Origin of the sequence: Erythrobacter mangrovi, from assembly GCF_013260645.1 — a bacterium.
Taxonomy (GTDB): Bacteria; Pseudomonadota; Alphaproteobacteria; order Sphingomonadales; family Sphingomonadaceae; genus Qipengyuania; species Qipengyuania mangrovi.
Window position 1 is genome coordinate 1361766 of sequence record NZ_CP053921.1, and the last position, 25437, is coordinate 1387202.

A 25437-nucleotide genomic window follows, 5' to 3' on the forward strand; every position below is an offset into this window, starting at 1 on the left:
GAGCAGAGCGCCTAGCCGCGCGCCTGCCGACTGGCAAGCGGCTATACGAGAGCTTTCTCCATGATTTCCGCAACGGTCGTCGATTGCACCCCGCGGCGGTCGAGATAGGCATAGATCTGGCGCAGCCAGTCATAGAATGCGTCGAGTTCCTCCTCACTGCGGACATAGGGGGTGTAGCCAGGCGCGAGCGACGGGCTGTGGAAGCTCAGCACCAATATGGGAAGGCCGTCGTCGAGGGCGATGTCGATGCCGCGCAGGGCCTCCTCGGCCGTGACTCCCTCCGGGGTAAGCGCGATTCGCTCGAACAGGCCCAATCGTGACAGGGCACCGCCAAGGCCTGGGTGGCGCCTGACAAGGGGGGCCAGCAGCCCACCCTGTTTGCGCAACATGCCCCAATAGGTCGTGGTCAACGGCAGCTCAATCAGCTTGCGCTCCGTATCGGTCCAATAGGGATTGACCGGATGGTGGCTGTAATCGGGGCCGTGCCCCGCGCTGTAGTCGAAGCGGGCGCGAACCGAACTGTCGATGGCGATGCCGGTTTCGGACAGCATTTGCGCGCTGTTGGGCCCGAGACCGTAACGCCCGGCGCGATAGATCCTCGGAACGACCTCGAAGTTGGTCTCTATCAAATTGCGCAGGCGCAGGAATTTCTCGCGTTCCAGCGAAAACGGCAGGTTGCCGGCGAAGCTGTTCTCGATCGAGACGTCTTCCGAATAGGGTGGGTTGACCCAGGGGTGCAGTTGTACGCCTATCTCGGCCTTGCCGGCTTTGACCGCACTGCCGATGATGTCCCGTGCAAGTTCCGATTGCGCAACCGGCCAGTCGACCAGATAGACCGGCGAAACCCCTATTCCTTCGCAGAACTGCTGGAACTTGGCGATCCGGCGGAGATGGTCGAGACCATAGCCATCCCGACTGAAGGGGGCGCTCCAGTCGAATTCCTCTTCGGTGTCGACGGTCAGTAGGGAGCGCTGGCCAAAGTCCTGTGTGAAGCGAACCAGATGCGGTGACGCAGGCGGTTCGCGGAGATTGGCGTGTGCGATGACGATTCCCCCTCAGCGGGGTCAACCAGCCGCCCGCCCCGGTTCATCGACAGGGCTAGGCAGCGCATCGACGGGGGTCAAGAGTGGCAGCGACAGCACCAGCCACCCGCTATCGCGCCGCAGTTCGCCGCCAGCAGCACGGGCTTCGGCCCGGGCCAAACGGAGCGAAAAGCCTGCGCCGAATATTCCCGAACTGACCGTGCTGCCGCCCGACCGCGCTTCTGACGAGAACACATCCTCGGCCGACGCGAGCATTGCGGGCAGTTGCGCACGCAGCGCGACCTGATTGCCCTCGCTGCGCAGATCGAGCTCGATTGTTTCCCCAGCACCGGTTGCGCCGGCCAGCGTTGCCAGCACTCGCCAGGCGAGCATTTCCGCCTCGTTCTTTGCCAGCGGCAGCAGTGCGTCCCAGTCGCCCAGGTCGGCCTCGAAGCGCGCCACGCGCGGGCTGAGCACGGACTGCAATTGCTTGATCTGCTCGCGGGCGATCGCCGCGAAATCGCTCGTGCCCTGCTCGAGTTCGAGCGCCCCGGTTTCAAGCTTGGCCAGCCTGTCGAGCTCGTCGAAACCGGCGAGGATGCGCGCGCTATCTCCAGCGATCGATGCGGCCAGTGCACGGTATTCGTGCGGTGTCGGCCCGAACACCTGCTGCTGGATCACTTCGGCATAGCCTTGCATGGCGTTGACCGGGGTGCGCAGTTCATGGAGCAACTGACGCAGCCGATCGGCGCCGGCGTGGCGCTGGTCCTCAGCCGGGGTGACCGCACGCCGAAAGCGACCGACAAAGCCGAAGAAACGTCCCTCGTTTCGGGTGAACCGGGGCGCGGCATCGACGATCCAGTCGCCAGCGATAGCCTCGGCCCCGTGGAGTGCGAGGTGGGCGCCACGAACCGGTCGGCGATTGATGAAGGCCGCGGCGAAGCCGTCGCCATTCTCGTTACGCTCAGCGCGCACTGCCAGCTCGATGCCCACGACCATCGGCGCGATTTCGCCTTCCGCCCAGTCGATCCGGCCTTCGGAATCGGTGCTGAAGATGAAGGCGTCGACCGGTTTGCGCGGTGCGACCGCTTCGAGGCCCGCCATCGGTAGCGAAGGCGCCTCGCCAGGCAGGGTAGTACCGCGATTGCGCTTGAAGGCCTCGATGCGTTCGACCAGCGCACGGATGCCTTCACCATCGGTTGTGGCGCGCCGCCGGGAAGGCGGCTCTTCGGTCGGTTTCGCGTGCTCTTCCGCGGCCGGCACGGCCTCGTCGGTCATTGCCGCGTGACCTTCGATATCGTTTGCGGGCGTGAGGATCAGCGGCTCGGGCGCGTCCGGAATGGCGGATTCCTCCACCAGCATTTCGACCATGTCGGGCAGTGGCAGGGCGCGATCCTGCACGCCGAGCCTGTCGAGCACGCTGACCGCTTCCGGGGGAAGGTCCCGGCGGTGCCGCAGGAATCCGCGGGCCCGGATCGGCAGGCGCGGAATGAGCTCTTCCCATTCGGCCCCGGTCAGGTGCGCACGATAGAGTGCCGCCGCGGCAATGGTGGGGTGGGCTTCACCGAACCAGCGAACAAGCTCGGGATTGCGGAACCGCCAACCATTCTCGCCAACGATTGCGGCGCGCTCCTTGACCGGGATCGCTTCCGCCAGCGCGATCAGCCGCAAGTACGCGGCCGCCTTCAATGCCGGGTCGCCCGCCTGGGGCCGTTCACCGAGCAGGTCGATCAGCTGCCGGAACTGTGTTTTGGCCGCACGCTCGCCCTGCGCGCGAAGGCGCAATACGGTGGCAAGGCGGTCGTCAAAATGCATTATTACTCCGGAGTGCGGCAATTTGCGGGTAGCAAACCTTGGCAGCTCCGCGTTTCTATCTGTGAAAAACTTGTGATGAACGAGAAGTTGCCTGTGCGTTGCAAAGCGGGACAATTGCTGGCAAGCATAATAATGTTAGCCAAGAGGCTGCGCATGCGTTGTCAACATTTCGCCTGACGCTGCCTTGGTTTCGACACAAAGCATAGCATGATGAGGGCAACAGCGTGATGGCCAATCTCGATGAAATCGACCGCAAACTGCTGGCCGAATTGCAGGCAGAAGGTCGAATCACGAATGTCGAGCTGGCCAATCGGGTTGGGCTGACGGCACCTCCGTGCCTGCGCCGCGTCCGCGCGCTCGAGGAAGAAGGCGTGATCCGCGGCTATCACGCCGAACTGGAGGCCGGGAAGCTCGGTTTTTCGATCACCGTCTTCGCGATGGTCAGCCTGAAGAGCCAGGCGGAGGATTCGCTGCGCGAATTCGAGGCGGCGATGAAGGGACTGCCCGAAGTGCGCGAAGTGCACATGCTCAATGGCGAAATCGACTTCATCCTCAAGATCGTGGCGCGCGACCTGCAAGGTTTCCAGGAATTCCTCACCAGCAAGCTCACGCCCGCACCCAATGTGGCGAGCGTGAAGACATCGCTTACGATCCGCACCAGCAAGAACGAACCCGGCGTTCCGCTGGGCTGATTTTACGATGGCCGAACGCGAGACGATCGAAGGTAATTGCCTTTGCGGCGCGGTCCGCGTCGAGATCGACAATCCGACGCACGAGGTCGAGCTTTGCCAATGCTCCATGTGCCGCCGTTGGGGCGGGGCCTTCTACAGTGCGCAGACGGGCGAGGCGACAAGGGTACTTGGCGAGGAGAATGCGCGGGTTTTCCGCTCGAGCGCCTGGGCTGAGCGGGCCTTTTGCGCAACCTGCGGCAGCAATTTGTGGTTCCGCTTCCTGCCTACGGGCAACCGCAGCTTTTCGGCCGGTCTGTTTGACGCGTCCGTCAGCTATGCTGTTGAAAAAGAGATATTCTCAGATGAGGCGGCCGACTGGTGCCGGATTGCGGGCGACCACCCCCGCCAGACCGGTGAAGAAGTGATCGCAGAAGCAAAGGCCGCGGGTTTCAACTTCGACTGAGGCGGCGCGCGCGGTCAGCCAACGCCTACCACGATATTTTCCTCGAACCAGCCGCGAAGCAGTGCGGTTACGACGTCTGGGCGTTCCATTATGGAAAGGTGTCCGGTACCCTCCAACACATGAAACCGTGAGTTTGGAAAATCGTGGCTCATCTCTTCTAGCCAGGCGATTGGTGAACTTTCGTCCAGTTCGCCTGCAACCACCAAGGCCGGCGCAAGGATGCTTGGCAGGAGTGGGGTCATGTCATCCCGATCTCGCAATAGTTTGATGCCCGCGATCACGCTTTCCTCAGAACTTCGAGCCATAATGACACGAAGGCGTTCGATGATCGACGCGTCGGTACCTTGCGGAAAGAGTCGGGGTGCGAAGCTCGAAACAAATGCTTCGACACCGCTTTCGCGCACGAACTGTATCTGATCGTCGCGGCGAAGCTTGGATTCAGCATCGTCCGGCAAGGCCTCCGAGTGCATCACCACGACGGATCGAGTCAGGTTCGGGTGCCTTGCAGCGAACGTCATGGCCAGCATTGCTCCAAGTGAAGCGCCGACGATATGGGCAGAGGGCAAGCCAAGCGATTTGATCAGTTCAGCCACATCGTCCGCCAGAACGTCGAACGTGAGCCTTTGATCGCTGGATTCACTGCGGCCAAATCCGCGTAGGTCCGGCACGATGCAACGAAATTCGGATTGAAGTTCGGCTACCTGGTCGGCCCACACTTTGTGGCTCATCGGAAAGCCATGCAGGAAGACTATAGGCTCGCCCTTGGAACCGGTGTCCTGAAAGCACAGCTGGACACCGTTGACCTTTATCGAGTCCACGCTCGAACACCTCCGTTCCGCAGTCCATCAAAGTAATCGACCACTGCTGGTTCGATTGCCTTCTTCAGATAGTTACGGACCGCAGGAAATCGAACGGGTCAGCTAGACCTCCGCAAGGAAGGGATGAACTGTCAGCCCTCGCGCTTAGCCAGCCACTCTTCCAGCCACTTGATCGTATAGTCGCCGCTTTCCACGTCGGGCTGGCGCAGCAGTTCCTGGTGCAGCGGGATGTTCGTCTTCACCCCTTCGACGACCATTTCCTCTAATGCGCGCTTGAGGCGCATCATGCAGCCGTTGCGGCTGCGGCCGTAGACGATCAGCTTGGCGATCATGCTGTCGTAATAGGGCGGGATCTTGTAGCCAGCGTAGAGCCCTGAATCGACACGTACGTGCATGCCGCCCGAAGCGTGGTAGTAGGTCACCAGGCCGGGCGAGGGGGCGAAAGTCCACGGGTCTTCGGCGTTGATGCGACACTCGATCGCGTGGCCCTTGAACTCGATCTCTTCCTGCTTGACCGACAGCGGCTGGCCATCGGCAATGCGGATCTGTTCGCGCACCAGGTCGACCCCGGTGATCGCTTCGGTCACCGGATGCTCCACCTGCAGGCGGGTGTTCATCTCGATGAAGTAGAACTCACCGTTCTCCCACAGGAATTCGATCGTGCCCGCGCCGCGATAGCCCATCTTGGCCATGGCATCGGCGCAGATGCCGCCCATGCGCATGCGCTCTTCATGGCTGAGTACCGGCGAGGGCGCTTCTTCGAGCACCTTCTGATGGCGGCGCTGCAGCGAACAGTCGCGTTCGCCCAGGTGGATGGCGTTGCCATTGCCGTCGCCGAACACCTGGAATTCGATGTGGCGCGGATTGCCAAGGTACTTCTCGATATAGACGGTAGCGTCGCCAAAAGCGGCCTTGGCCTCGCTACCGGCCTGCTGCATCAGAGTTTCAAGCTGATCTTCGGAGTTGCAGACCTTCATCCCGCGACCGCCGCCGCCGCTGGCGGCCTTGATAATCACCGGATAGCCGATCTCCGCCGCAATCTTGCGCGCTTCGTTGAAATCGGAGACGGCCCCATCGGATCCGGGGACCAGCGGCAGGCCCAACTCGCCCGCAGTCTTCTTCGCCTGCACCTTGTCACCCATGGTGACGATATGTTCGGGCTTGGGGCCGATCCACTTGAGGTCGTGCGCTTCGACGATCTCGGCGAACTTGCAGTTCTCCGACAGGAAGCCGTAGCCCGGGTGGATCGCGTCCGCGTGCGAGATCTCCGCCGCGGAAATGATGCTGGCGATATTGAGGTAGCTGTCGGTCGCGTTGGGCGGTCCGATGCACACCGCGTGATCGGCCAGGCGCACATGCATGGCATCGGCATCGGCAGTGGAGTGCACCGCGACCGTCTCAATACCCATTTCATGGGCAGCGCGGTGGATGCGCAGCGCGATCTCGCCGCGATTGGCGATGAGGATACGTTGGATAGCCATGCCTGCGCTCAGCCGATAACGACCAGCGGCTGGTCGAACTCGACGGGCTGCGCGTTCTCGACCAGGATCGCCTTGATTGTGCCCGCCTTGTCGGCCGCGATCGGGTTCATCACCTTCATCGCCTCGACGATCAGCAGAGTTTGGCCTTCCTTGACCGTATCGCCGATCTTGATGAAGTCCGCCGCTCCCGGTTCGGGGGCGAGATAGACCGTGCCCACCATCGGCGACTTGAGCGCGTTGGCAGCATCGGCAGCGGCCTGAACGTCGGGAGTGGGGGCTGCAGCTGGCGCCGGGGCCGTCGGTGCCGCGGCCGCGGTAGCCGGCATGGCGAACTGTGCGGCCATAGCCACGCCTCCGCGTGCAACGCGGATCTTGCGGTCGTTGTCTTCGACCTCGATTTCGGTGAGACCGGTTTCGCCAAGCAGCTCTGCGAGTTCGCGAACGAGCTTGATGTCGACGTTCATGCCGGACTTGCCGGCGCTGCCCTTGTTGTCGGCCATGGGTACCCTTGTTGATAGTTCGGTTGCGCCTATGCGCTGCCCCGCGCCGCGTGACAAGGGGCGGACGGGGGTTTTAGAGCGCCGCTGCCTTGGCCAACGCCACCGAATAGCTGCGCGGGCCAAGGCCCTTAACTTCATCGATCGCAGCCATTCCGACATAGGAAATGTGCCGAAATTCCTCGCGTTGCGATGGATCGGACAGGTGCACTTCGATCACGGGCACTCCGATCGCCTTGATCGCATCGAGCAATGCGATCGAAGTATGGGTATAGGCCCCCGCATTGAGCAGCACCGCCTTTGCGCCGACCTCGCGCGCCTCGTGCAGCCAGTCGACCAGCACGCCCTCGTGATTAGTCTGACGCATGTCGATCGTTACCCCGAGTTTCTTCGCCTGCTCGTCAAGCATGCGCGCGATATCGTCGAGCGTGTCGGAGCCATAGATCTCCGGTTCTCGCGTGCCGAGCAGGTTGAGGTTGGGGCCGTTGAGGACGAAGATGGTCTGCATGGTCGCGAGGTAGCGCGATCGGAACTATGAAGAAAGCAGAAGGTCGACGGCGCTCGCCTACCGGCGCTGCCGCTCCATCAGTTCGACGAGTTCCTCGAACTTGATGCGCTGCTGTTCGGCATCACCGCTGGCAATCGATTCGGCGATGCAGCAGGCGGCATGGTCCTTCAAAACCTGGCTTTCGACCTTTGCGAGGGCGGATTTTATCGCCTGAATCTGGTGCAGGATGTCGATACAGTAGCGGTCGTTTTCGATCATCTTGGCAACACCTTGCACCTGGCCGGCAATGCGGTTGAGCCGGTTGATCTTGGCGACGGTTTTGTCGGTCATAGAGAAACACCCTTCCAAATACCCCGGTGGGGTATATATAAGCACCCGAAACCCGAAGCATCAAGATGTGATTTTCCTATGTCGATTTCGCTGTCTCGCAGGCACCTGATCGTAAGTACAGCCGGGCTTGCCGCCGCTGCTTCACTGCCCATGCCCGCCTGGGCAAAGGGCGTATCGCTGCCGCATGCAAGGCGCGGCTTTGGTGAACTGTCGGGGGAAGACCTCCATCTCACCATCGCCGACCATCACTTCGCCACCGGCGCGCGGACGGGGCATGCCATTGCAGTCAACGGAACCGTTCCCGGGCCCCTGATTCGCCTGCGGGAAGGGCAGAACGTCCGGCTGCACGTAAAGAACGATTTGCGCGAGGATTCGTCGATCCACTGGCATGGGTTACTCTTGCCGTTCCAGTTCGACGGGGTGCCGGGTGTCAGCTTCCCGGGAATCAAGCCGGGCGAAACCTTCACTTACGAGTTCCCGATCCGGCAGAGCGGCACCTATTGGTGGCACAGCCATTCGGGCCTGCAGGAACAGGCGGGGCATTATGGCCCGATCGTGATCGAGAGCGCGGAGCCCGATCCGCGATACGACCGCGACTATGTGGTGGTGCTGTCCGAGTTCACGCCGATCCACCCGCATGAGATCATGCGCAAGCTCAAGGTCGGCGAGGACTATTTCAATCGCCAGATGCAGACAGCCACGGATGGCGACATGAGCGGGGCCGAACGCCGCATGTGGGGCCAGATGAGGATGAACCCGCGCGATATCGCGGACGTATCCGGATCCACCTACACCTACCTTATCAATGGCCATGGCTTGGCGGATAACCTTGAGCTGGCCTTCAGGCCTGGTGAGCGGGTGCGCCTGCGCTTCATCAACGCCGGTGCAATGACCTTCTTCAACATCCGCATTCCCGGAGTGCCGATGACCGTGATCGCGGCCGACGGGATGGACGTTGCACCGGTATCGGTCGACGAATTCCAGATCGGAAGCGCCGAAACCTACGACGTGATCGTGACCCCGCCCGAAGGCAGCCATGCGCTGGTGGCGGAGGCGATGGATCGCAGCGGCATGGCCGTGGCCAGCCTGACTTCGCATCCGGGCCACATTGCCACCCCGCCGCCGCTTCGCGAAATCCCCACGCTGACCATGGTCGACATGGGCATGGGGGCCATGGACCATTCGGCCCACGGCGGTGGTCACACGATGGAGCACAGCATGCGCGACACCTCGCGCCTGCCCGATGACGTCGAGGTCGGCCCCGGGATCGACATGATCGCGCCGATGCCGGTCGACCGGATGAACTTTCCCGGCTTGGGGCTCGACGATGTGCCGCATCGCGTGCTGCGCTACACCGACCTCAGGGCTGCGCGGATGAATCCGCACCGCGAGATCGAGCGCGAACTGGAGATCCATCTCACAGGGAACATGGAACGCTACATGTGGTCGTTCGACGGCAAGGCTTTCTCCGCCGTCACCGACGACCCGATCCGCTTCGGCTTTGACGAGCGGGTGCGGGTGAAGCTGGTCAACCAGACCATGATGGCGCACCCGATCCACCTGCACGGCCATTTCTTCGAACTCGTCAACGGCACGGATCACATGCATCAGCCCTTGAAGCACACCGTCATCGTGCAGCCAGGCGGCACGGCGACGTTCGACCTTACGGCGAACGAGCCGGGCGACTGGGCTTTCCATTGCCACCTGCTCTATCACATGCATGCCGGGATGATGCAGGTCGTGACGGTCAGGCCCTTCCCCGAAGGAGGGCAAAGCTGATGCGGCTCGCTCTGCTTCTCGGCGCTGCCTTGTGGGCATACCCCCTCGCGGCGCAGGACCATTCGGCGCATGAATCGACCGACCAAACCAACAGCATGGAGCAGGTCCAGACGGAGCCGGCGTCCGCCGCAATGGATCATTGCGCCATGGGGCACCTACCGCCCGAGCAATGCCCTCCCGAGGAGGAGGCCCATGACCTTGACGCGATGGTGGACAGTGGCGCAATGGACCCCGACGCCATGGACCACAGCCAGATGGGCCATGACGAAATGGATCATTCGCAGCACGGCGCCCAGCCCGACAAATCCGCTCCAGGCGCAGCACCCGAAGAGGCCGTGCCGCCGCGCGCGACCGAGGGCCCGCTTCACGCCGCCGATGCCTTCTGGGGCGAGGCGGCAATGGCCGCAGCCCGTGAGGAAGTGCGCCGCATGCATGGCGGCATGACGACCGGGACGATCATGGTCGAACGGCTCGAGGCGCGTATCCCGACGGAAGGCGGCGAAGACGGCTGGCTGTGGGACCTGCAGGGCTTCTACGGCGGCGACATCGACAAGTTCGTGCTCAAGTCCGAAGGCGAGGGCGAGCTTGGCGGAGCGGTCGAGGATGCCGAAATCCAGGCGCTGTGGAGCCACGCGATCGGCCCCTTCTTCGACCTGCAGGGAGGCGTGCGGCTGGATATCGAGCCAGAAACCCGCAGTCACCTCGTGCTCGGTGTGCAAGGCCTCTCTCCCTATATGTGGGAAGTCGACCTTGCTGCCTTTCTCAGTGACCGGGGTGACCTCACCGCACGGTTCGAGGGTGAATACGACCAGCGCATCACGCAAAAGCTGATCCTGCAGCCTCGTATCGAGCTGGAGCTGGCGGCGCAGGATATTCCCGAGCGTGGTATCGGGGCGGGCCTGACCAAGATCGAGCCGGGGCTGCGTCTGCGGTATCAGTTCGTGCCCGAATTCGCGCCCTATGTCGGCGTCGAGTATGAGGCGAAGCTGGGCGAGACTGCGGACATCGCACGCGCAGAAGGCGAAGATGCGGCGGGCTGGAAGATCCTGTTCGGTGTCAGGGCCTGGTTCTAGGCACCTCCCGCCGACGCTGGCCTATTGGTCCGTGCCCTTTGCCTTACCCCACTGACGCGCTGCCGTGTAACCGAGGTAGCCGGTACCGAAGAGCGCGTAGAGCGAATCCGGCAATGCCGCGAGGTATGCAGTCATCCCTTCGCCGATTGCACGTGCGGCGATAGGATCAAAGGCGGCGATTACACCCATCGGGACGCTGAACAGGATCAGCGTGTACATGACATAGAGAAAGCTGGGGCGCGCGCGGCTGGTCCAGGGATCGGCGCTCTGTGCCTCGGCAACGATGGCGGAAAGTCGGGCCTCGATCTGCCTCAGTTCTTGCGAGCCTTCGAGCGCCAACAACTCGAGCTTGGCCTTGGCCCGGGCCTCCTTGTCGGGGATCACCTTGTCGATGAGCGAAGCGAGCGGGCCGATGAGTGTTTCGATGAGCGGCATGATGGTCTCCTGCGAGTCGATTTCGCGGAATAACCAAATCGGTTCTTGTAGGAGAATTGGCGAACCGTTTTAGAAAGCCAATGCCTGAACCAGCTCGCCCGCCTCGCAAGCAGGCGCGCCAGCCGCGCGACGGATCAGCCAGTCGGCGGCAAGCAAGGGAGATTGCGCGCCGCTTTCCTGGTTGCCGACGGGAACCAGCCCGTCTGGCCCGGCGGACGCGCGGATAAAGGTTTCGCGCGCACCGGCTTCCGGTATCGCTGCGGCAAGGGGCATGGCTGTGGAAACCAGCTCGGCATCGACTGACCCGTCCTGCAGCCCCGCCAGCAACGGCCGCAGGAACAGGCGCGCGGTGACCATTGCCGAAGTCGGGTTTCCGGGGAGGCCGAGCACCCACTTCCCTTGCGCCCGGCCCAGCCAGACCGGGCGACCCGGACGGATATCGAGCCGCGAGAACACCAGCTCAAGGCCGTGCGCGGCGAACATCGGCTTGGCGAGATCGTGGTCCCCGACAGAGGCTCCCCCGATCACGACCACGCAATCGGCATCAGCGAGAGCCTGCGCCGCAAGCGCCTCCAATTCGCCCATGTCGTCAGGTCCGGTGCAACGGGCAACTACCGTTGCCCCGGCGCATTCAGCCAGCGCGGCCACCCCGAAGCTGCCGGATTCGGGCAGGGTGTTCGGCTGGTCGAAGGAACTGCCGGGCGCTGCGAGTTCGTCTCCCGTGGCGATGATCGCGACCGAAGGCGTCAGGGATACTTCGACATGTGCAAGGTCGGCGGCTGCAGCGGCGACCATTCCGCGGGGAGTGAGTCGGGTACCGGCGGGCACTAGAACTTGTCCTGCGCGAAAGTCGCTCCCTGCCAGGCGGAGATTGTCGCCTGGCCCGAAGCCCGGCGTAAACTGGACCCGCTGCCCCTCGCGAACGGCGTGTTCCTGCACGATCACGTAGTCTGCGCCTGCCGGAAGCGATGCGCCGGTAAAAATCCGCACCGCCTGTCCGCTGGCAACGGTGCCGGCATAGGGACCGCCCGCCCGGGATTCCCCGATGACGTCCAGCCAATGACCGGCTTCGGTCGTGGCTTTGACCACCGCATAGCCGTCCATCGCCGACACCGTGTGGCGCGGGGCGTCGGTGCGGGCATGCAAGGGAGCTGCAAGAAAGCGCCCGCCTGCGTCACTCAGCGTGACCGTTTCGCGCCCCAGCGGCTGTACCGCCTCCGCCAGCAGGGCGATGGCTTCGTCGAAACTGGGCATTCAGCCGCCGATCGAGGCGAGGTGCGGTGTACTTCCGCTAATGCCTTCGCGCAGGCGGTGGCCGCGCGCCTTGACCGGCATGGCCGCGAGGATGCGTTCCACCAACTCGTCGTGCTGGTCATCGGACTGCAGCAGGTCGCGCAGGTCGAGCCCGCCTTCGCCGAAGAGGCACAGGTGCAGCTTGCCCCGGCTCGACAAGCGCAGGCGGTTGCAACTGTCGCAGAAACCGGGTGCGTAGGGTGCGATCAGGCCGATCCGTCCGACAAAGTCTGGATGCGCATAGTCTATCGACGGACCCGCGCCGATTTCGCGTGCGAGCGGCTGCCAGCCCGCCTCTTCCAATCGCAAGCGAATGACCTCGCCCGGCGTACGCTGCTCGGCATGAAAGGCGGCGTTGTCGTTGGTGCGCATCAGCTCGATGAAGCGCCAGGCAACGGGGCGCTCCGCAACGAAGGCGAGAATGTCGGACCAGTCGCCATCGGTCAGGCCGCGCATCAGCACGCTGTTGACCTTCACTGCATCGAATTTCGCATCCAGCGCGGCATCGACCCCGGCAACGACTTCGTCGAGCCTGTCGTGCCCCGTGATCCGCGCGAACTCCGCAGGATCAAGTGTGTCGATCGAGACATTGATCGCGTCGATTCCCGCCGCGCGCCAGTCTGCCGCACGCTCGGCCAGGCGATAGCCATTGGTGGTCATCGCCAGTCGCCGAATTCCGGGAATCTGCCCGATATCCCGCGCGATCTCGTCGAAATCGGACCGCACCGTCGGCTCACCGCCGGTTAGGCGCAGCTTCCAGAGGCCCACATGTGCGAAGGCGCGAACTGCGCGAACCATCTCGTCGCGCGCCAGCTCAGCCGGCAGGCCGGGTTGCTTGCGGAAGCCGTTGGGCAGGCAATAGGTGCAGCGGAAGTTGCAGCGTTCGGTCAGCGAAAGCCGCAAATAGGCGAAGCGTCGGCCGTACCCGTCTTCAAGTACGAGCGGGTCCTTGCCCGGTGCGACGGGGAAGGGCTGGTGGGGGGGATCCATGAGCGCCATCGCTATCCTAGCTATCCGGTTTCGCGGGCGCTGGCCATAATCGCCCGCAATGTTTTGCTTCTCCGCCGAGAAGCGAGATATGCAACGGTCGGCTTCGACCCTAGCTCGCCATTTGCTGCGACCGGCGCGGCGGCCCACGGCATTGCGTGGACTTCTTGTCTCCCGCACTTGGTCAGCAGGCGAAGCGCACTATGGTCATGCCATATCCGGCGGCAGTGATCCTGCATCCGTCAGCGAGGTTCGAGAGGTTACAGACTGGTCCGATGCCAGAGGGAAAACATCTAACAGCCATAGTAGCCCCCACGGTCGCGCTGCTGCTTGGGGTACCGGCTCATGCCGAAGACCGGCCGAACGACACGTCGGGTCCGGTCATCGTCGTTACCGGTCGGGGGCTGGATGAGACGCCGGCAACCCCTGCCTACGACACGCAGGAGATCGGACGTGAATCGATCTTGTCCGCTCCATCGGGCCGGATCGAGGATGTGCTGTCGTCAGTTGCCGGGTTCCAGCAGTTCCGGCGGTCGGACAGCCGTTCGGCCAACCCCTCGGCGCAAGGAGCGACGCTGCGGGCGCTGGGCGGCAATGCCTCCAGCCGGGCGCAGGTCTTGCTCGACGGGGTGCCGATGACCGACCCGTTCTTCGGCTATATTCCCTTCAGTGCCATCGCGCCCGAGCGACTGGCGTCGATCCGCGTAACCCGCGGCGGGGGATCCGGGCCCTTCGGCGCAGGTGCGCTAGCCGGAACTATCGAACTTACCAGCGCCGATGCCGACACGCTCGGCACGTTTGGCGGGCAATTACTCGCCAACGACAGGGGTGAGACTGAAGCGAGCGCGACGCTGGCATCTAACCTGGGCAGTGGTTTCGGCGTGATTTCAGGCCGCTGGGATAGGGGCAAGGGCTTCTGGACCACGCCCCGCGACCAGCGCGTGCCGGCGAGCGCGCGGGCGGCCTATGACGCCTGGTCGGTGCAACTGCGCGGGGTGGCGCCGCTGAGCGATTCGGTAGAGTTGCAGGCGCGCGGACTGGCCTACCGCGATGAGCGGACACTGCGCTTCGACGGTGCAGACAGCAGTATGGAAGGGCAGGACGCCAGCTTGCGGCTGGTCGGCCGGGGCGACTGGCAGTTTGAAGTGCTTGGCTATGTCCAGGCGCGCAATTTTACCAATGTCGTGGTCAGCTCGACCCGCTTCGTCCCCGTACTCGACCAGCGCAACACGCCCGCGACCGGGCTCGGTGGCAAGATCGAACTGCGCCCGCCCGTGGGTGACGGCCACGTGCTTCGGCTCGGCGTCGACTACCGCAAGTCCGACGGCGAACTCTATGAGACAGCGCTGAGCGCCTTCAGCGGTGCGGTCACCGCACGGCGCAATGCGGGTGGAACCAACACGGACCTCGGTCTCTTCGTCGAGCACGACCTGACGCTGGGCAATCTGGTGTTGACCGCGGGGGGGCGAGCGGATCGCTTCACCATCCGCGACGGTTTCTACACCGAGCGCAATGGGGCGGGCGCATTGGTGGTCGACAACAGCTTCGCCAATCGCTCGGGATGGGATGCCTCGTTTCGCGGCGGCGCCCTTTACAAGGTCAGCGAAGAGGTGAGCTTGCGCGCCGCAGCCTACAGCGGCTTGCGCTTGCCTACGTTGAACGAGCTCTACCGCCCCTTCGTGGTCTTCCCCGTGACGACGCAGGCGAATGAAGGCCTGCGCAACGAACGGCTCGAGGGCCTCGAGGCCGGGCTTGATATCGTCGCGGGAGACGGCCTCCGTTTCGCGCTGACCGCCTTTGACAACAAGGTGAAGCACGCAATTGCCAATGTCACCATTGGTACCAACTTGCGGCAGCGGCAGAATATCGACGCGATCCGTTCGCGCGGCGTCGAGGCGAATGCGGCCCTGCGTTTAGGTGCCGTGAGTCTCGATGGCGCGATCGCCTATACCGATGCGGAGGCGCAGGGTTCGGGCTTTGCCTCCGCGCTTGACGGCAATCGGCCCTCGCAGACACCGAAATGGGTAGCGGGCGGGACATTGGCCTGGCGACCGGCGCCTGAATGGCTGTTGTCGGCAACCTTGCGCCATGTCGGTGCGCAATTCGAGGATGACCTCGAATCCGATGTCCTCCCCTCGGCCACAACGCTTGATGTGTTCGCCCAGGCGCCTCTGGCCAAGGGCGTGATGCTGGTGCTGCGTGGGGAGAACCTAGCAGGCGAGACCATCGTGACGCGGAATCAGGCTGGATCGACCGACCTCGGAACCCCCCGCACGGTCTGGGCCGGGATAAGGCTTGGCTTCTGAAGGCGCCGCACGACGGCAGCTGCGAATTTGGGGGAAAGGCCACTGGTCGGGACGAGAGGATTCGAACCTCCGACCCCCACACCCCCAGTGTGATGCGCTACCAGGCTGCGCTACGTCCCGAGACCAGTGGAGGGCGGCCCTATAGGACCGGCTTTGCAGCATGGCAAGCGCCCGTCGCACCCAATTCGTTGCCCTTGTCGGGCATTGCTGCTAACCGCGCCGGCACTTCGGCCGGAAGGGAGGCGTCGGGTGCTTGAAATCGCCTGCATGAGTCCCACCTGCGGCCGGTCGCGCCATTCAAACGACAGGTATTTCAATAATGATCGACCTTCTCGCCGCTGCCGGTTCCGCCGCGAGCCAGCCGCCCGCATGGACCAGCTTCATTCTTCCGGCAGGTATGCTGCTGATCCTGTGGTTCCTGATCATCCGCCCGCAGATGCGCCAGCAGAAGCAGCATCGCGAAAAAGTGGAGCGGCTTCAGAAGGGTGACGAGGTAGTCACTGCCGGCGGCCTCGTCGGCAAGATCACCAAGGTTGAAGAACACTTCGTCCATGTCGAGCTGGCCAAGGGCATGACCGTCAAGGCGGTCAAGAATACCATCGGCGACGTGCTCAATGCGCGCGGCAACGCCGCCGCCAACGACTGAGGCGAGGGCCTTCTCCAAATGCTCGATTTTCCAACCTGGAAGAAAGCGTGGCTCTGGCTGATCGTTGCGGTCGCCAGCCTCGCCGCGCTTCCGTCGATCTTCTCGCTCGCCAATACCCGCTGGCCCGACCAGCTGCCGGAGCCGATGGTCAATCTCGGCCTCGACCTTGCGGGCGGTAGCCATATCCTGCTCGAAGCAGACGGCAGCCAGGTTGCCGGGCAGCGCCTCGAGAACATGGAAGAAAACGTCCGCGGCCTCATGCGCAATGCCGAACCGCGCATCCGCATTGGCGACGTTTCGACGCGTGGCGGGCGCCTCAGCTTCATTCTCGACGATCCTTCGCAGATCGACCGGGCGCGTGAGCTGTTGCTGCCTTCGATCAATGGCAATGGCCTTGTCCGTGAATGGGACCTGGCTGTCGAAGATGGCAACCGCATAATCCTCACGCCCACCACGCAGGGCGTCAACAAGGCCGTTTCTGATGCGATGGACAGCGCGACGGAAGTCGTGCGCAAGCGTATCGACGCGCTGGGCACGCGCGAGCCGACGATCATTCGCCAGGGCGAAACGCGCATCGTTGTGCAGGTCCCGGGCTTGCAGGATCCCGAACAGCTCAAGGCGCTGCTGGGCCAGACCGCCAAGCTCGAATTCAAGCTGGTCGACCAGAGTGCGTTGCCGAGCGACGTCGCCCAGGGGCTCGCCCCTCCGGGGAGCGAGATTTTCCCCTATGTCGACACCTCCGCATTTGCCGGCAGTTCGATCGCGGTGAAGCGCCTTGGCGGCATTCGCGGCGACAATTTGACCGGTGCACAACAGAGCTTCGACCCGCAGACCAACGAACCGGTAGTCAACATCCAGTTCGATACTGAGGGCGGTCGCCGCTTTGCCAAGCTGACCACTGAAAACGTCAACAAGCCTTTCGCCATCATCCTCGACGGAAAGGTCCTCTCGGCGCCGAACATCAACGAGCCGATCCGCGGCGGCACCGCCCAAATTTCGGGCGGCTTCACCGTCGAAGCTGCGAACCAGCTGGCGATCTCGCTGCGCTCGGGTGCGCTGCCGGTCGACCTCAAGGTGATCGAGGAACGCACGGTCGGGCCGGACCTCGGAGCCGACTCGATCAAAAAGGGCATGATCGCGATGGGCGTCGGCACGCTGCTGGTGCTGCTGCTGATGGTTGCCACCTACGGCCGCTTTGGCCTCTACGCCAACGTCGCGTTGGTTCTGAACGTGCTGATGATCATCGGCATCATGGCAATCCTGAATACGACCATGACGCTGCCGGGCATTGCCGGCCTCGTGCTGACCATCGGCGCGGCGGTCGACGCCAACGTACTGATCAACGAACGCATCCGTGAGGAACGCAAGCGCGGGCGCAAGGTCGTGCAGGCGGTCGAGAACGGTTACAAGGAAGCGAGCCGCGCGATTTACGACGCCAACATCACCAACGTGATCGCGGCGACGCTGCTGTTCTTCTTCGGCCAGGGGCCGGTCAAGGGCTTCGCTGTCGTCCTCGTCATCGGTGTGATCACCTCGGTGTTCACGGCCGTCACCATCACCCGCATGTGGGTCGCCGGTTGGCTGCGCAAGGCGCGCCCGGCGGACCTCAACATTTAAGGGAGTGCGTCAGATGCGCCTGCTCAAGCTGGTCCCCGACGACACCAACATCAAGTTCCTGAAATGGCGCGTGCCCTTCTTCGTGGTCAGCGGCCTGCTGATCGCGGCCAGCTGGGCGCTGGTGCTGACTCAGGGCCTCAATCTCGGCGTCGATTTCGTTGGCGGCCAGATGATCCGTACGACCTTCACCCAGGAAGCCGAGGCTCCGGTGGCAGAGATGCGCGAAAGCATCGCTTCACTCGGTTACGGCGATCCGATCATCCAGCGCTATGGTGCACCGAACGAGGCATCGATCCGCATGAAGTTGCCCGAAGGGGCGGACAGCAAGCCAGAGCTTGCCAATGAAATGGCGGAGAAGATCACCTCGCGGCTCAAGGCTGACCATCCTGATGTGCGCATCGATGGCGTGGACTCGGTTTCGGGCAAGGTTTCGGGCGAATTGTTTCGCACCGGGATCCTCTCGCTGCTGTTCGCGATGATCGCGATTTCGATCTACATCTGGGTCCGTTTCGAGTGGCAGTTCGGCGTGGGAGCACTGTTCGCGCTGTTCCACGACGTGTCGCTGACGCTGGGGATGTTCGCGCTGACCCAGCTCGAGTTCGACCTCAACATCGTCGCCGCGATCCTGACGATCATCGGCTATTCGCTCAACGATACAATCGTGGTCTACGACCGCATCCGCGAGAACCTGAAGAAGTTCCGCAAGATGCCGGTGCCCGAACTGCTCGATCTTTCGGTCAACGAGACGCTGGCCCGCACCGTGATGACGTCGCTGACGTTGTTGATCGCGCTGATCCCGCTCGTGTTCTTCGGCCCGACGAGCCTGTTCGGTATGACCGCGGCCATCGTGCTGGGCATCTTCGTGGGTACCTACAGCTCGGTCTACATGGCTGCACCGATCCTGGTCTGGGCTGGGGTCAAGAGCGACAGCTTTGTACCGACCGAGTCGGGGATTGACCGCCAGGAACGCATCGCGCGCGGGGAAGTCTAGGGCGCGTCAGACCAGGCTGTCGTAATAGGCAGCCAGCGACGCGCCGTTGGCTTCCCAGCTGAAGGCCGCAACCGTCCTCGCCACATCAGCGGTGGGCCGGGGGCGGCCAGTAACCTGGCGGATGCCCTCCGCAATGCCGCGCACGCTGCGCGTGGCGATAACCCCGGCGTCGGCACTGCGCATGACTTCGCGTGCGCCGCCGGCATCGGTGATTACCAGCGGCGTTCCGCAGGCCAGCGATTCGATCCAGGCATTGGCCAGTCCCTCGCTGGCAGAAGGCAGGACCATGGCGTCTGCCGCGGAATAGAGCGGCGGCAGCGACGTCGGATCGAGACTGCCGAGGAAATGCACCCGATCCGCCACCCCGCACTCACGCGCCAATTTGGCCAGCGAGGCGCGATCGTCACCGCGGCCGACCAGCAACAGGCGGGCATTGGGAACTCCGCCCATCGCCTTGATCACCAGCGCCTGGCCCTTGCGTTCGATCAGGGCACCAACCGTCAGCAACAGTGTGTCGCTGCGGGCAATGGGGATATCGAAACTGCTCGCGACCCGTCCGCGCAAGCCGACATGGTCCAGCGGACGGAACAGGTCATGGTCGAGCCCGGTGTAGTGGACGGTGACCTTGCTCCGCTCCATGCCCAGCGTAGCCATGTCATCGGCCAAGGCTTCGCAGACGGCCAGTACACCGCCGGCTTGCTGCGCCGTCTCCAGCAGCGCTGCGCGGCCATAGTTGCGGGCGCCCCAGTAATGCACATCCGCGCCGCGCGCCTTGACCGAAAAGGGCAGGCCAAGCGCCTTTGCGACCTGCATCGCCGCCGGGCCATCGGGGTAGAAGAACTGGGCATCGACGAGATCGAAGGGCTGTTCGGCATGCAGCCGCCGGGCCAGCGGGATCACCGATCGTGCGATTACTCCGGGGTTGAGCCGTCCGCCTACCCTGGGAATCAGGCGAAAAGTGGGACGATGTACCGCCAGCCCGAAATCGCGCCCGTCCTGCGCGGCCTGCGCGATCGGCTTGTAGCGGCCGAAGGCAATCGGCGGCACACCAATCGGATTGACCACCACCGCTTCCCAATGCGTGTCTCGCTGCAGGGCCTCCAGCGACTTGGCGACGAATATCCCGAAGCGCGGTTGCGCGGCGTTGGGAAACAGTGTCGAAAGCGAGAGGACGCGTCGTGTCTTGATCGACCCGCTCACAGCTTGCGAACCAGCATCTCGGCGACTGCTATCCATGGCGGCCCGTCGATCACCTGCTGCTTCTCGCCATGGCCGGGGGGGAGCACGCCGACGAGCGAACCTTGGCGATCGATCAGGCGCCCGAAGGCAAAGCGACCGCCTTTGCGGGGAACCAATACATCACGGTTGACCGCGCGGCCGGCGTCTTTCGGTGCCAGCTGGCGCAACCAGAGCTGGTCGCCGGGGCGGTATTCGCCGTGGGGATATTCGATCGCGAGAACGATCAGCGCGCCATCATTGCCGAGATCGGTGACGAGGATGGCATCGCGCGGCCTGGTCAACGGCTCGGGCCCCGACGACCCGAGCGATGCGACCACCTTTGGGTGTTCGTTCGCCTCGGAGCGCACCAGCACTTCAGGATCGACGCCCAGTGCACCGGCAATACGGTCCATCCATTTGAGCGAGAGATTGCGCATGCCGGTTTCGAGCCGGCCGATGGTTTGCGGGGTGGTGGGCGGACTGCATGCCTCCGCCAGTTCGGCGAGCGTCCAGCCCTTTTCCAGCCGGATATCGCGGATGCGGTTGATCAAGGCCCTCTCCCTGTAACCAAATCGGTAATTCGGCTTTCCTACACTAACCACACTTCTGCAAGCGTTTCCTGCAATTGAAGGAGACGCCCATGCAGCGCCAGCTAGTCGAACGTGAACTCACCGAAGAAGGCCCGCGCCGGGGGGTAGGCGCCCGCGGCAAGCGCCGCAGCGTCACCGTGAACCTCGCCGAAAGCCCGCTATCCTGGCTCTTTTCGCGCGGTCACCTGAGCGAGCGTCAGTTCGAGGCCGGCGAACGGCTGCGCGCAGATTACGAGCGCGCGCAGATAGCCCCGTCGATCACCATGCGCTGGGATCCGGTGAAGGTCGATTGTGGCGGCGGGCGGGACCATGGCTTAACGGCGTCGGAGCGTCAGATCGCCGCTAAGTCACGCTTCGATGACGCCATGGCGGAAGCGGGCAGGGGACTGACCGATATCCTGTGGCGGGTGGTCTGCGCCTGCGAGGGGTTGCCCGATGCGGAAAAGGCGCTCGAATGGCCTGCGCGCAGCGGCAAGGTGGTGCTGCGCATCGCACTCGACCGGGTGGCCGATTTCTACCGGATCAGGTGAGCGGGAATTCTTTCGTCAGGACCCTGTTCCATGTGTTCCATCCTGCAGGGATGGCCCGGAGGTAATCCTAGATTCGTCCTACAGGGATCAGCCTTCGACCAATTCGGCCAGCGCCAACCAGCGCTCTTCAGCCGCGTCCTTCTCGGCACGGGCGTTCTCGATACCCTTGGAGATATTGGCAAACCTCTGAGGGTCCGCGGTGTATAGGCTGGGATCGGACAGGATGCTCTCGCCTTTGGCGATGGCCGCTTCGAGTTCCTCGATGCGTGCGGGGAGCAGCTCGTAATCGCGCTTGTCCTTATAGGAGAGCTTGGTCGATTTGGGCGCGGGCGGAGGAGGTGGTGCGGGCTTCTCTTCGGCCTTCGCCGCCTTCGCTTTGCCCACAACAGGCTGCCGACGCTTGGCTTCCCAATCCTCGTAGCCGCCTGCCACGACATCGACTTTGCCGGTCCCATCGAGACCGAGCGTCAGCGTTACCGTACGATCGAGGAAGTCGCGATCGTGGCTGACAATCAGCACGGTGCCTTCATAGTCGGCAATGACCTCTTGCAGCAGGTCGAGCGTTTCGAGATCGAGATCGTTGGTTGGCTCGTCGAGCACGAGCAGGTTCGAAGCTTTGGCGAATTCACGCGCGAGCAGCAGCCGGCTGCGTTCACCACCCGAAAGGACCGCGACCTTCATGTCGACGATCTTCGGATCGAACAGGAACTCCTTGAGATAGCCCTGCACATGCTTGCGCACGCCGCGCACGTCGATCCAGTCGCCGCCTTCGGCGAGCACTTGTCGCACGGTCTTGTCCGCGCCGAGCAGCTGGCGTTGCTGGTCGATCATCACTCCGGTCAGCGTCTTGGCGATCTCCACTGTCCCGCTATCGGGCGCGAGCTCGCCGGTGAGCATCTTGAGCAAGGTCGTCTTGCCCGCGCCGTTCGCACCGACGATGCCGATCCGGTCGCCGCGCTGGATGCGCAGGCTAAAGGGTTTGATGATCGGCCGGTCGCCGAAGCTCTTGGCAATATTCTCGGCGACGATCACCGACTTCGACTTGAAATCTTCTTCGGTCGCCAGCTTGAGCTTGGCGGTACCCGCGCTGGCGATCATCGAGGCACGCTGGGCGCGCATCTGCCACAGCTTCTCGAGCCGCCCCTGGTTGCGCTTGCGCCGTGCGGTCACCCCCCGTTCGAGCCAATGCGCTTCGAGCTTGAGCTTGGCATCGAGCTTCTCAGCCGCGCGCGCCTCTTCAGCGTATACCTGTTCTTCCCACGCCTCGTAGCCGCCAAAGCCCACTTCCTTGCGCCGCAGATTGCCGCGATCGAGCCACAGTGTTGTGCGGGTAAGGCGCTTGAGGAAGGTACGATCGTGGCTGATCACCAGGAACGCGCCCTTGTAGCGATCGAGCCAGCTTTCCAGCCAATCGATTGCACCGAGGTCGAGGTGGTTGGTCGGCTCGTCCATCAGCAGCAGATCGGGTTCCTGCGCCAGCGCACGTGCGATCGCGGCGCGGCGTCGTTCACCACCGCTCGCGCCCTCGGTGCCGCGGCTGAGATCAATGCCGAGCTGGTCGGCAATGGCTTCGATCTCGTGTTCGGCCGGAGCGTGTTCGCCGGCCAGCGCCCAGTCGAGCAGCGTGGCATAGCCCGACAGGTCGGGATCCTGTTCGAGCAACACGATGCGCGCACCTGGCTTGACCTTGCGCATGCCGCGATCGGCCTCGATCCGGTCGTCGATCAGCTTGAACAGCGTCGTCTTGCCGACCCCGTTGCGGCCGATCAGCGCGATGCGGTCGCGCGGGCCGATGTGGAGGTCGAGCGGGTCGTTATCGGGCCCGCCGAACAGCCAGCGACCGCCCTGTTGCAGGGCCATGCCTTCGAGGCTGAGGATGGGGGGCTGTGCCATAGGCCGCGCGACGTAGTCGCGCGCGGCCCCTATCGCAAGCTCCTAGCGTTTGGCCTCCTGCGCCTCGACCATGGCTGCCACATCGGCCAGCAGCTGGTGTGCGTCGTAGACCACGCCATCCTTGATCGTCCAACGCACCCCGCCGACCTGTTCGACTGCGCCGGTTTCACGGTTCATCCGCGTATGGCCGGTGCCGTAAAGCACCTTGAGATTGGCCAGTGGGTTCTCCGGCACGATTACCAGGTCGGCGAGCTTGCCTACGGCGATGCGGCCCATCGGCGGTTCTTCGCCGCGTGCTGCATAGAGTTCGCGTGCACCGTCGAGCGTGGCGGCGCGGATCACCTCAAGCGGGGTCAGCCCGGCCTCGCGCAGCATTTCCAGTTCGCCGATATAGGCGAAGCCCCACGTCTGGTAGATGTAGCCGGGGTCGGACCCGGCGGTGATCCGGCCGCCCTTGTGGTGGAAGTCGCGCATCAGGGCGAACCACTTCTGGTAGAAGTTCCGCCAGGCGACCTCGTCTTCGGTCGACCAGTCCTTGTAGTAGCTGCCGTGGTTCGTCGCGCTAGGGGCGTAATAGTCCATCAGCGAGGGGAGCGTGTACTTTGCGTGCCAGTCGAAGCTGCGCGCGCGCATGACGTCGCGGCTGGCGGAATAGATGTTGAAGGTGGGGCTGAGGGTCACGCCGCTTGCGACGAGGAAATCCACGTAGTCATTCCATTCGTCGCTCCCCGGCTCGACCGTCTGGTCGGCCAGCCGCGCGACCCATCCGAACCGCGACTGCTCGTCGAAGTAATTGTAGTTCGGGGGATACCGAACCAGCCGGCCGTCCTTGAGCAGGCTTTCGAAATGGCCGTAGAAATGCGTGACGCCGTCAAGCCCGAGTTCGACGGCCTTGTGCGCAGTGACTTCGGCAACACCGGTTTGCGCCAGGTGGGCGACGGTGCCCATCTTCTGCGTTTCGGCTTCGTCGAGCGCGGCCTTGAACACTTCGGGGGTCGCATCGTTGAAGAACTTGATTCCCCAATATCCCTGCGCCTTGGCCCAGCGGACCCATTCGCGTGCCTTGGTGGGGGTGTCCGGGTTTCCTCCGGTCCACTTGTCGCCAAACACGGCATAGGGGATCAGCCGCGGCGCAACGATGGTGTTCGCATTGCTGCGCGCCGCGTCGGACAGGTCGGGAGTGCCAGGGCCAAAGTAGAAGCTGACGCCGCGCACCGTGGTCACACCGTGTGCCAGCCACAGCTTGTAACCGTAGGAGGGTTGGGGCGCCTTGTCCGGATCGCCATTGTGCCCATGGACGTCGACGAAGCCGGGCAGGACAAACATGCCGCGCGCGTCGATTTCGCGCGCCGCACCCCGGGTTGCGCTTTCAGGCGCGGCGCCTGGAAAAAGGCCGGTAATACGATTGCCTTCGACCACAATATCGACCGGGCCGGCAGGCGGCGCGCCGCTGCCTTCGATCACGTTGGCGCCGCGGATCACCAGCTTGCCGAATGGGCCTTCGCCCTCGGCGGTTTGGCGCGCGGGCACAGGCTCCATGCCGTCCTGCGCCGCGGCCGATGGGCCGACTGCAAGCGCAAAGGCAGCAAGCAAGATACTGGCGGTCTTCATGGAATTTTCCCCCAAACCCGGGTCTATCGATTGCCGTGTCCGCTGTTAATCGGGAACGACGCGTTCAGCCAGCCGTAAAGCGGGACGGGCGAAAGAGTATCCGTCCATCAAGGAGCAGACACATGAATCGCATTGCCATTCCCCTGATCGCCCTGTGTGCCGCGACCGCGCCGCTGCAGGCTGCAGAGATCCAGATCTCATCGCCGGGGCCGGTGGTGGAACTGAACGTCAACGAGGTGGTTCACTCTGCCCCGGACGTGGCCCAGATCGGGGCCGGTGTCACTACGAGGGCCCCAACCGCGCAAGAAGCGATGCGCCTGAACGCCCAGCAAATGGAACGGCTGATCGCGCGGATCAAGGCTTTGGGGATCGACAGCAAGGACATCCAGACAGCCAATCTCAGCCTCAACGCGCAGTATCGGTACAACAATGACGGAGGCCAGCCGACTTTCATTGGGTACGAAGTGAGCAATCAGCTCAACGTCAAACTGCGCGACCTCAAGCGTGCGGGTGAAGTGCTCGATGCGCTGGTAATTGCTGGCGCGAACAACCTTTACGGGCCGAACTTCATGTTGGAAGACGATGCCGCCGTGAAGGCCCAGGCACGTAAGGCCGCCTTTCAGCGCGGACAGGCGATGGCCGAGGATTATGCCCGCATGGCGGGATATTCCGGTGTGCGATTGCTGGAGGTTTCCGAAAGCGTTCAGAGCTTCGGCCCGATGCCGCTGGAGCGTGGGGTGATGGCCGTCGCTGCGCCTCAGGCCGATGCGAAAACGCAGATCGAGCCGGGCGAAGTGGGCACCGGGGTCAACATCACCGTGAAGTATGAAATGACCCGTTAAGATTGCTGAATGCCCGTCGCT

General features: G+C 63.5%; 25 protein-coding genes and 1 tRNA gene. 11 read left to right on the forward strand and 15 right to left on the reverse strand.

What is annotated here, in order from left to right; translation table 11 throughout:
• Positions 1-41: 41 nt before the first annotated feature.
• Complete coding sequence (locus HQR01_RS15365; RefSeq protein ID WP_325064544.1) at positions 42-629, reverse strand: polysaccharide deacetylase family protein; 588 nt, start codon at positions 627-629, stop codon at positions 42-44.
• 105 nt (positions 630-734) lie between these two features.
• Between HQR01_RS15365 and HQR01_RS15370 the strand changes: the two genes are divergently transcribed.
• Positions 735-965 (forward strand): hypothetical protein, encoded by a 231-nt coding sequence (locus HQR01_RS15370; RefSeq protein WP_325064545.1) that lies wholly within the window; start codon positions 735-737, stop codon positions 963-965.
• Positions 966-1064: 99 nt separating this feature from the next.
• Here the strand turns inward: HQR01_RS15370 and HQR01_RS07070 are convergent, their stop codons facing one another.
• Positions 1065-2837, reverse strand: coding sequence for a sensor histidine kinase (locus HQR01_RS07070; RefSeq protein ID WP_173213843.1), 1773 nt, complete (start codon positions 2835-2837; stop codon positions 1065-1067).
• Positions 2838-3064: 227 nt separating this feature from the next.
• Here HQR01_RS07070 and HQR01_RS07075 point away from each other — a divergent pair, with 227 nt between their 5' ends.
• Positions 3065-3529 carry an Lrp/AsnC family transcriptional regulator gene (locus HQR01_RS07075; RefSeq protein ID WP_173213845.1) on the forward strand — a complete coding sequence of 155 codons (465 nt, stop codon included), beginning with the start codon at positions 3065-3067 and terminating at the stop codon, positions 3527-3529.
• A gap of 7 nt (positions 3530-3536) precedes the next feature.
• The gene (locus HQR01_RS07080) at positions 3537-3971 is read left to right on the forward strand and encodes a GFA family protein (RefSeq protein WP_173213847.1); all 435 of its coding nucleotides are present in this window, start codon (positions 3537-3539) and stop codon (positions 3969-3971) included.
• Positions 3972-3985: 14 nt separating this feature from the next.
• Here the strand turns inward: HQR01_RS07080 and HQR01_RS07085 are convergent, their stop codons facing one another.
• The 5 genes from HQR01_RS07085 to HQR01_RS07105 form a co-directional block, all read right to left on the reverse strand.
• Positions 3986-4789 carry an alpha/beta fold hydrolase gene (locus HQR01_RS07085; protein ID WP_173213849.1) on the reverse strand — a complete coding sequence of 268 codons (804 nt, stop codon included), beginning with the start codon at positions 4787-4789 and terminating at the stop codon, positions 3986-3988.
• Between the two features lie 131 nt (positions 4790-4920).
• Positions 4921-6270 (reverse strand): acetyl-CoA carboxylase biotin carboxylase subunit, encoded by a 1350-nt coding sequence (accC, locus tag HQR01_RS07090; protein WP_173213851.1) that lies wholly within the window; start codon positions 6268-6270, stop codon positions 4921-4923.
• Positions 6271-6278: 8 nt separating this feature from the next.
• On the reverse strand, positions 6279-6770 hold the full coding sequence (accB, locus tag HQR01_RS07095) for an acetyl-CoA carboxylase biotin carboxyl carrier protein (protein ID WP_173213853.1): 492 nt from the start codon (positions 6768-6770) through the stop codon (positions 6279-6281).
• A gap of 73 nt (positions 6771-6843) precedes the next feature.
• Positions 6844-7275, reverse strand: coding sequence for a type II 3-dehydroquinate dehydratase (locus HQR01_RS07100; RefSeq protein ID WP_173213855.1), 432 nt, complete (start codon positions 7273-7275; stop codon positions 6844-6846).
• 57 nt (positions 7276-7332) lie between these two features.
• Positions 7333-7605, reverse strand: coding sequence for a metal-sensitive transcriptional regulator (locus tag HQR01_RS07105; RefSeq protein WP_173213857.1), 273 nt, complete (start codon positions 7603-7605; stop codon positions 7333-7335).
• A 78-nt stretch (positions 7606-7683) separates the two neighbouring features.
• Here HQR01_RS07105 and HQR01_RS07110 point away from each other — a divergent pair, with 78 nt between their 5' ends.
• Together HQR01_RS07110 and HQR01_RS07115 are read left to right on the forward strand one after the other, a co-directional pair.
• On the forward strand, positions 7684-9384 hold the full coding sequence (locus tag HQR01_RS07110) for a copper resistance system multicopper oxidase (RefSeq protein ID WP_173213858.1): 1701 nt from the start codon (positions 7684-7686) through the stop codon (positions 9382-9384).
• The gene (locus tag HQR01_RS07115) at positions 9384-10457 is read left to right on the forward strand and encodes a copper resistance protein B (RefSeq protein ID WP_173213860.1); all 1074 of its coding nucleotides are present in this window, start codon (positions 9384-9386) and stop codon (positions 10455-10457) included. The genes HQR01_RS07110 and HQR01_RS07115 overlap by 1 nt, the downstream gene beginning before the upstream one ends.
• A 21-nt stretch (positions 10458-10478) precedes the next feature.
• Here the strand turns inward: HQR01_RS07115 and HQR01_RS07120 are convergent, their stop codons facing one another.
• The 3 genes from HQR01_RS07120 to moaA all read right to left on the reverse strand — a co-directional run bounded on the left by HQR01_RS07120 (position 10479) and on the right by moaA (position 13175).
• Complete coding sequence (locus HQR01_RS07120) at positions 10479-10892, reverse strand: holin family protein (protein WP_173213861.1); 414 nt, start codon at positions 10890-10892, stop codon at positions 10479-10481.
• Positions 10893-10961: 69 nt separating this feature from the next.
• Positions 10962-12146 (reverse strand): molybdopterin molybdotransferase MoeA, encoded by a 1185-nt coding sequence (locus HQR01_RS07125; RefSeq protein ID WP_173213862.1) that lies wholly within the window; start codon positions 12144-12146, stop codon positions 10962-10964.
• On the reverse strand, positions 12147-13175 hold the full coding sequence (gene moaA / locus HQR01_RS07130) for a GTP 3',8-cyclase MoaA (protein WP_173213863.1): 1029 nt from the start codon (positions 13173-13175) through the stop codon (positions 12147-12149).
• A 272-nt stretch (positions 13176-13447) separates the two neighbouring features.
• On the opposite strand from moaA, the gene HQR01_RS07135 reads away from it, so the two are divergent.
• On the forward strand, positions 13448-15478 hold the full coding sequence (locus HQR01_RS07135; RefSeq protein ID WP_173213864.1) for a TonB-dependent receptor plug domain-containing protein: 2031 nt from the start codon (positions 13448-13450) through the stop codon (positions 15476-15478).
• Positions 15479-15521: 43 nt separating this feature from the next.
• Here HQR01_RS07135 and HQR01_RS07140 read toward each other — a convergent pair.
• Positions 15522-15598 (reverse strand) — tRNA-Pro (locus HQR01_RS07140).
• Positions 15599-15797: 199 nt separating this feature from the next.
• Here HQR01_RS07140 and yajC point away from each other — a divergent pair.
• The 3 genes from yajC to secF are packed head-to-tail and all read left to right on the forward strand — an operon-like array spanning position 15798 to position 18732.
• Complete coding sequence (gene yajC / locus HQR01_RS07145; RefSeq protein WP_173213865.1) at positions 15798-16124, forward strand: preprotein translocase subunit YajC; 327 nt, start codon at positions 15798-15800, stop codon at positions 16122-16124.
• Positions 16125-16142: 18 nt separating this feature from the next.
• Positions 16143-17741: a protein translocase subunit SecD gene (gene secD / locus HQR01_RS07150; RefSeq protein ID WP_173213866.1), complete on the forward strand. Its 1599-nt coding sequence runs from the start codon at positions 16143-16145 to the stop codon at positions 17739-17741.
• 13 nt (positions 17742-17754) lie between these two features.
• Entirely contained in the window at positions 17755-18732 is a 978-nt protein-coding gene (secF, locus tag HQR01_RS07155) for a protein translocase subunit SecF (protein WP_173213867.1), read from the forward strand.
• A 6-nt stretch (positions 18733-18738) separates the two neighbouring features.
• On the opposite strand, the gene HQR01_RS07160 is transcribed toward secF, so the two are convergent.
• Both HQR01_RS07160 and HQR01_RS07165 read right to left on the reverse strand, forming a co-directional pair.
• A complete protein-coding gene (locus HQR01_RS07160) occupies positions 18739-19932 on the reverse strand; it encodes a glycosyltransferase (protein WP_234030282.1) in 1194 nt (397 codons plus the stop codon).
• Positions 19929-20501 carry a helix-turn-helix domain-containing protein gene (locus HQR01_RS07165; protein ID WP_173213870.1) on the reverse strand — a complete coding sequence of 191 codons (573 nt, stop codon included), beginning with the start codon at positions 20499-20501 and terminating at the stop codon, positions 19929-19931. The genes HQR01_RS07160 and HQR01_RS07165 overlap by 4 nt, the downstream gene beginning before the upstream one ends.
• Positions 20502-20590: 89 nt before the next feature.
• Here HQR01_RS07165 and HQR01_RS07170 point away from each other — a divergent pair, with 89 nt between their 5' ends.
• Positions 20591-21070 carry a DUF6456 domain-containing protein gene (locus tag HQR01_RS07170; protein ID WP_173213872.1) on the forward strand — a complete coding sequence of 160 codons (480 nt, stop codon included), beginning with the start codon at positions 20591-20593 and terminating at the stop codon, positions 21068-21070.
• 87 nt (positions 21071-21157) lie between these two features.
• Here the strand turns inward: HQR01_RS07170 and HQR01_RS07175 are convergent, their stop codons facing one another.
• The gene (locus HQR01_RS07175) at positions 21158-22963 is read right to left on the reverse strand and encodes an ABC-F family ATP-binding cassette domain-containing protein (RefSeq protein WP_173213874.1); all 1806 of its coding nucleotides are present in this window, start codon (positions 22961-22963) and stop codon (positions 21158-21160) included.
• A gap of 42 nt (positions 22964-23005) precedes the next feature.
• Positions 23006-24574: an amidohydrolase family protein gene (locus HQR01_RS07180; RefSeq protein WP_173213876.1), complete on the reverse strand. Its 1569-nt coding sequence runs from the start codon at positions 24572-24574 to the stop codon at positions 23006-23008.
• Positions 24575-24696: 122 nt separating this feature from the next.
• Here HQR01_RS07180 and HQR01_RS07185 point away from each other — a divergent pair, with 122 nt between their 5' ends.
• On the forward strand, positions 24697-25416 hold the full coding sequence (locus HQR01_RS07185) for an SIMPL domain-containing protein (RefSeq protein WP_173213878.1): 720 nt from the start codon (positions 24697-24699) through the stop codon (positions 25414-25416).
• The last annotated feature ends 21 nt before the right edge of the window (positions 25417-25437 follow it).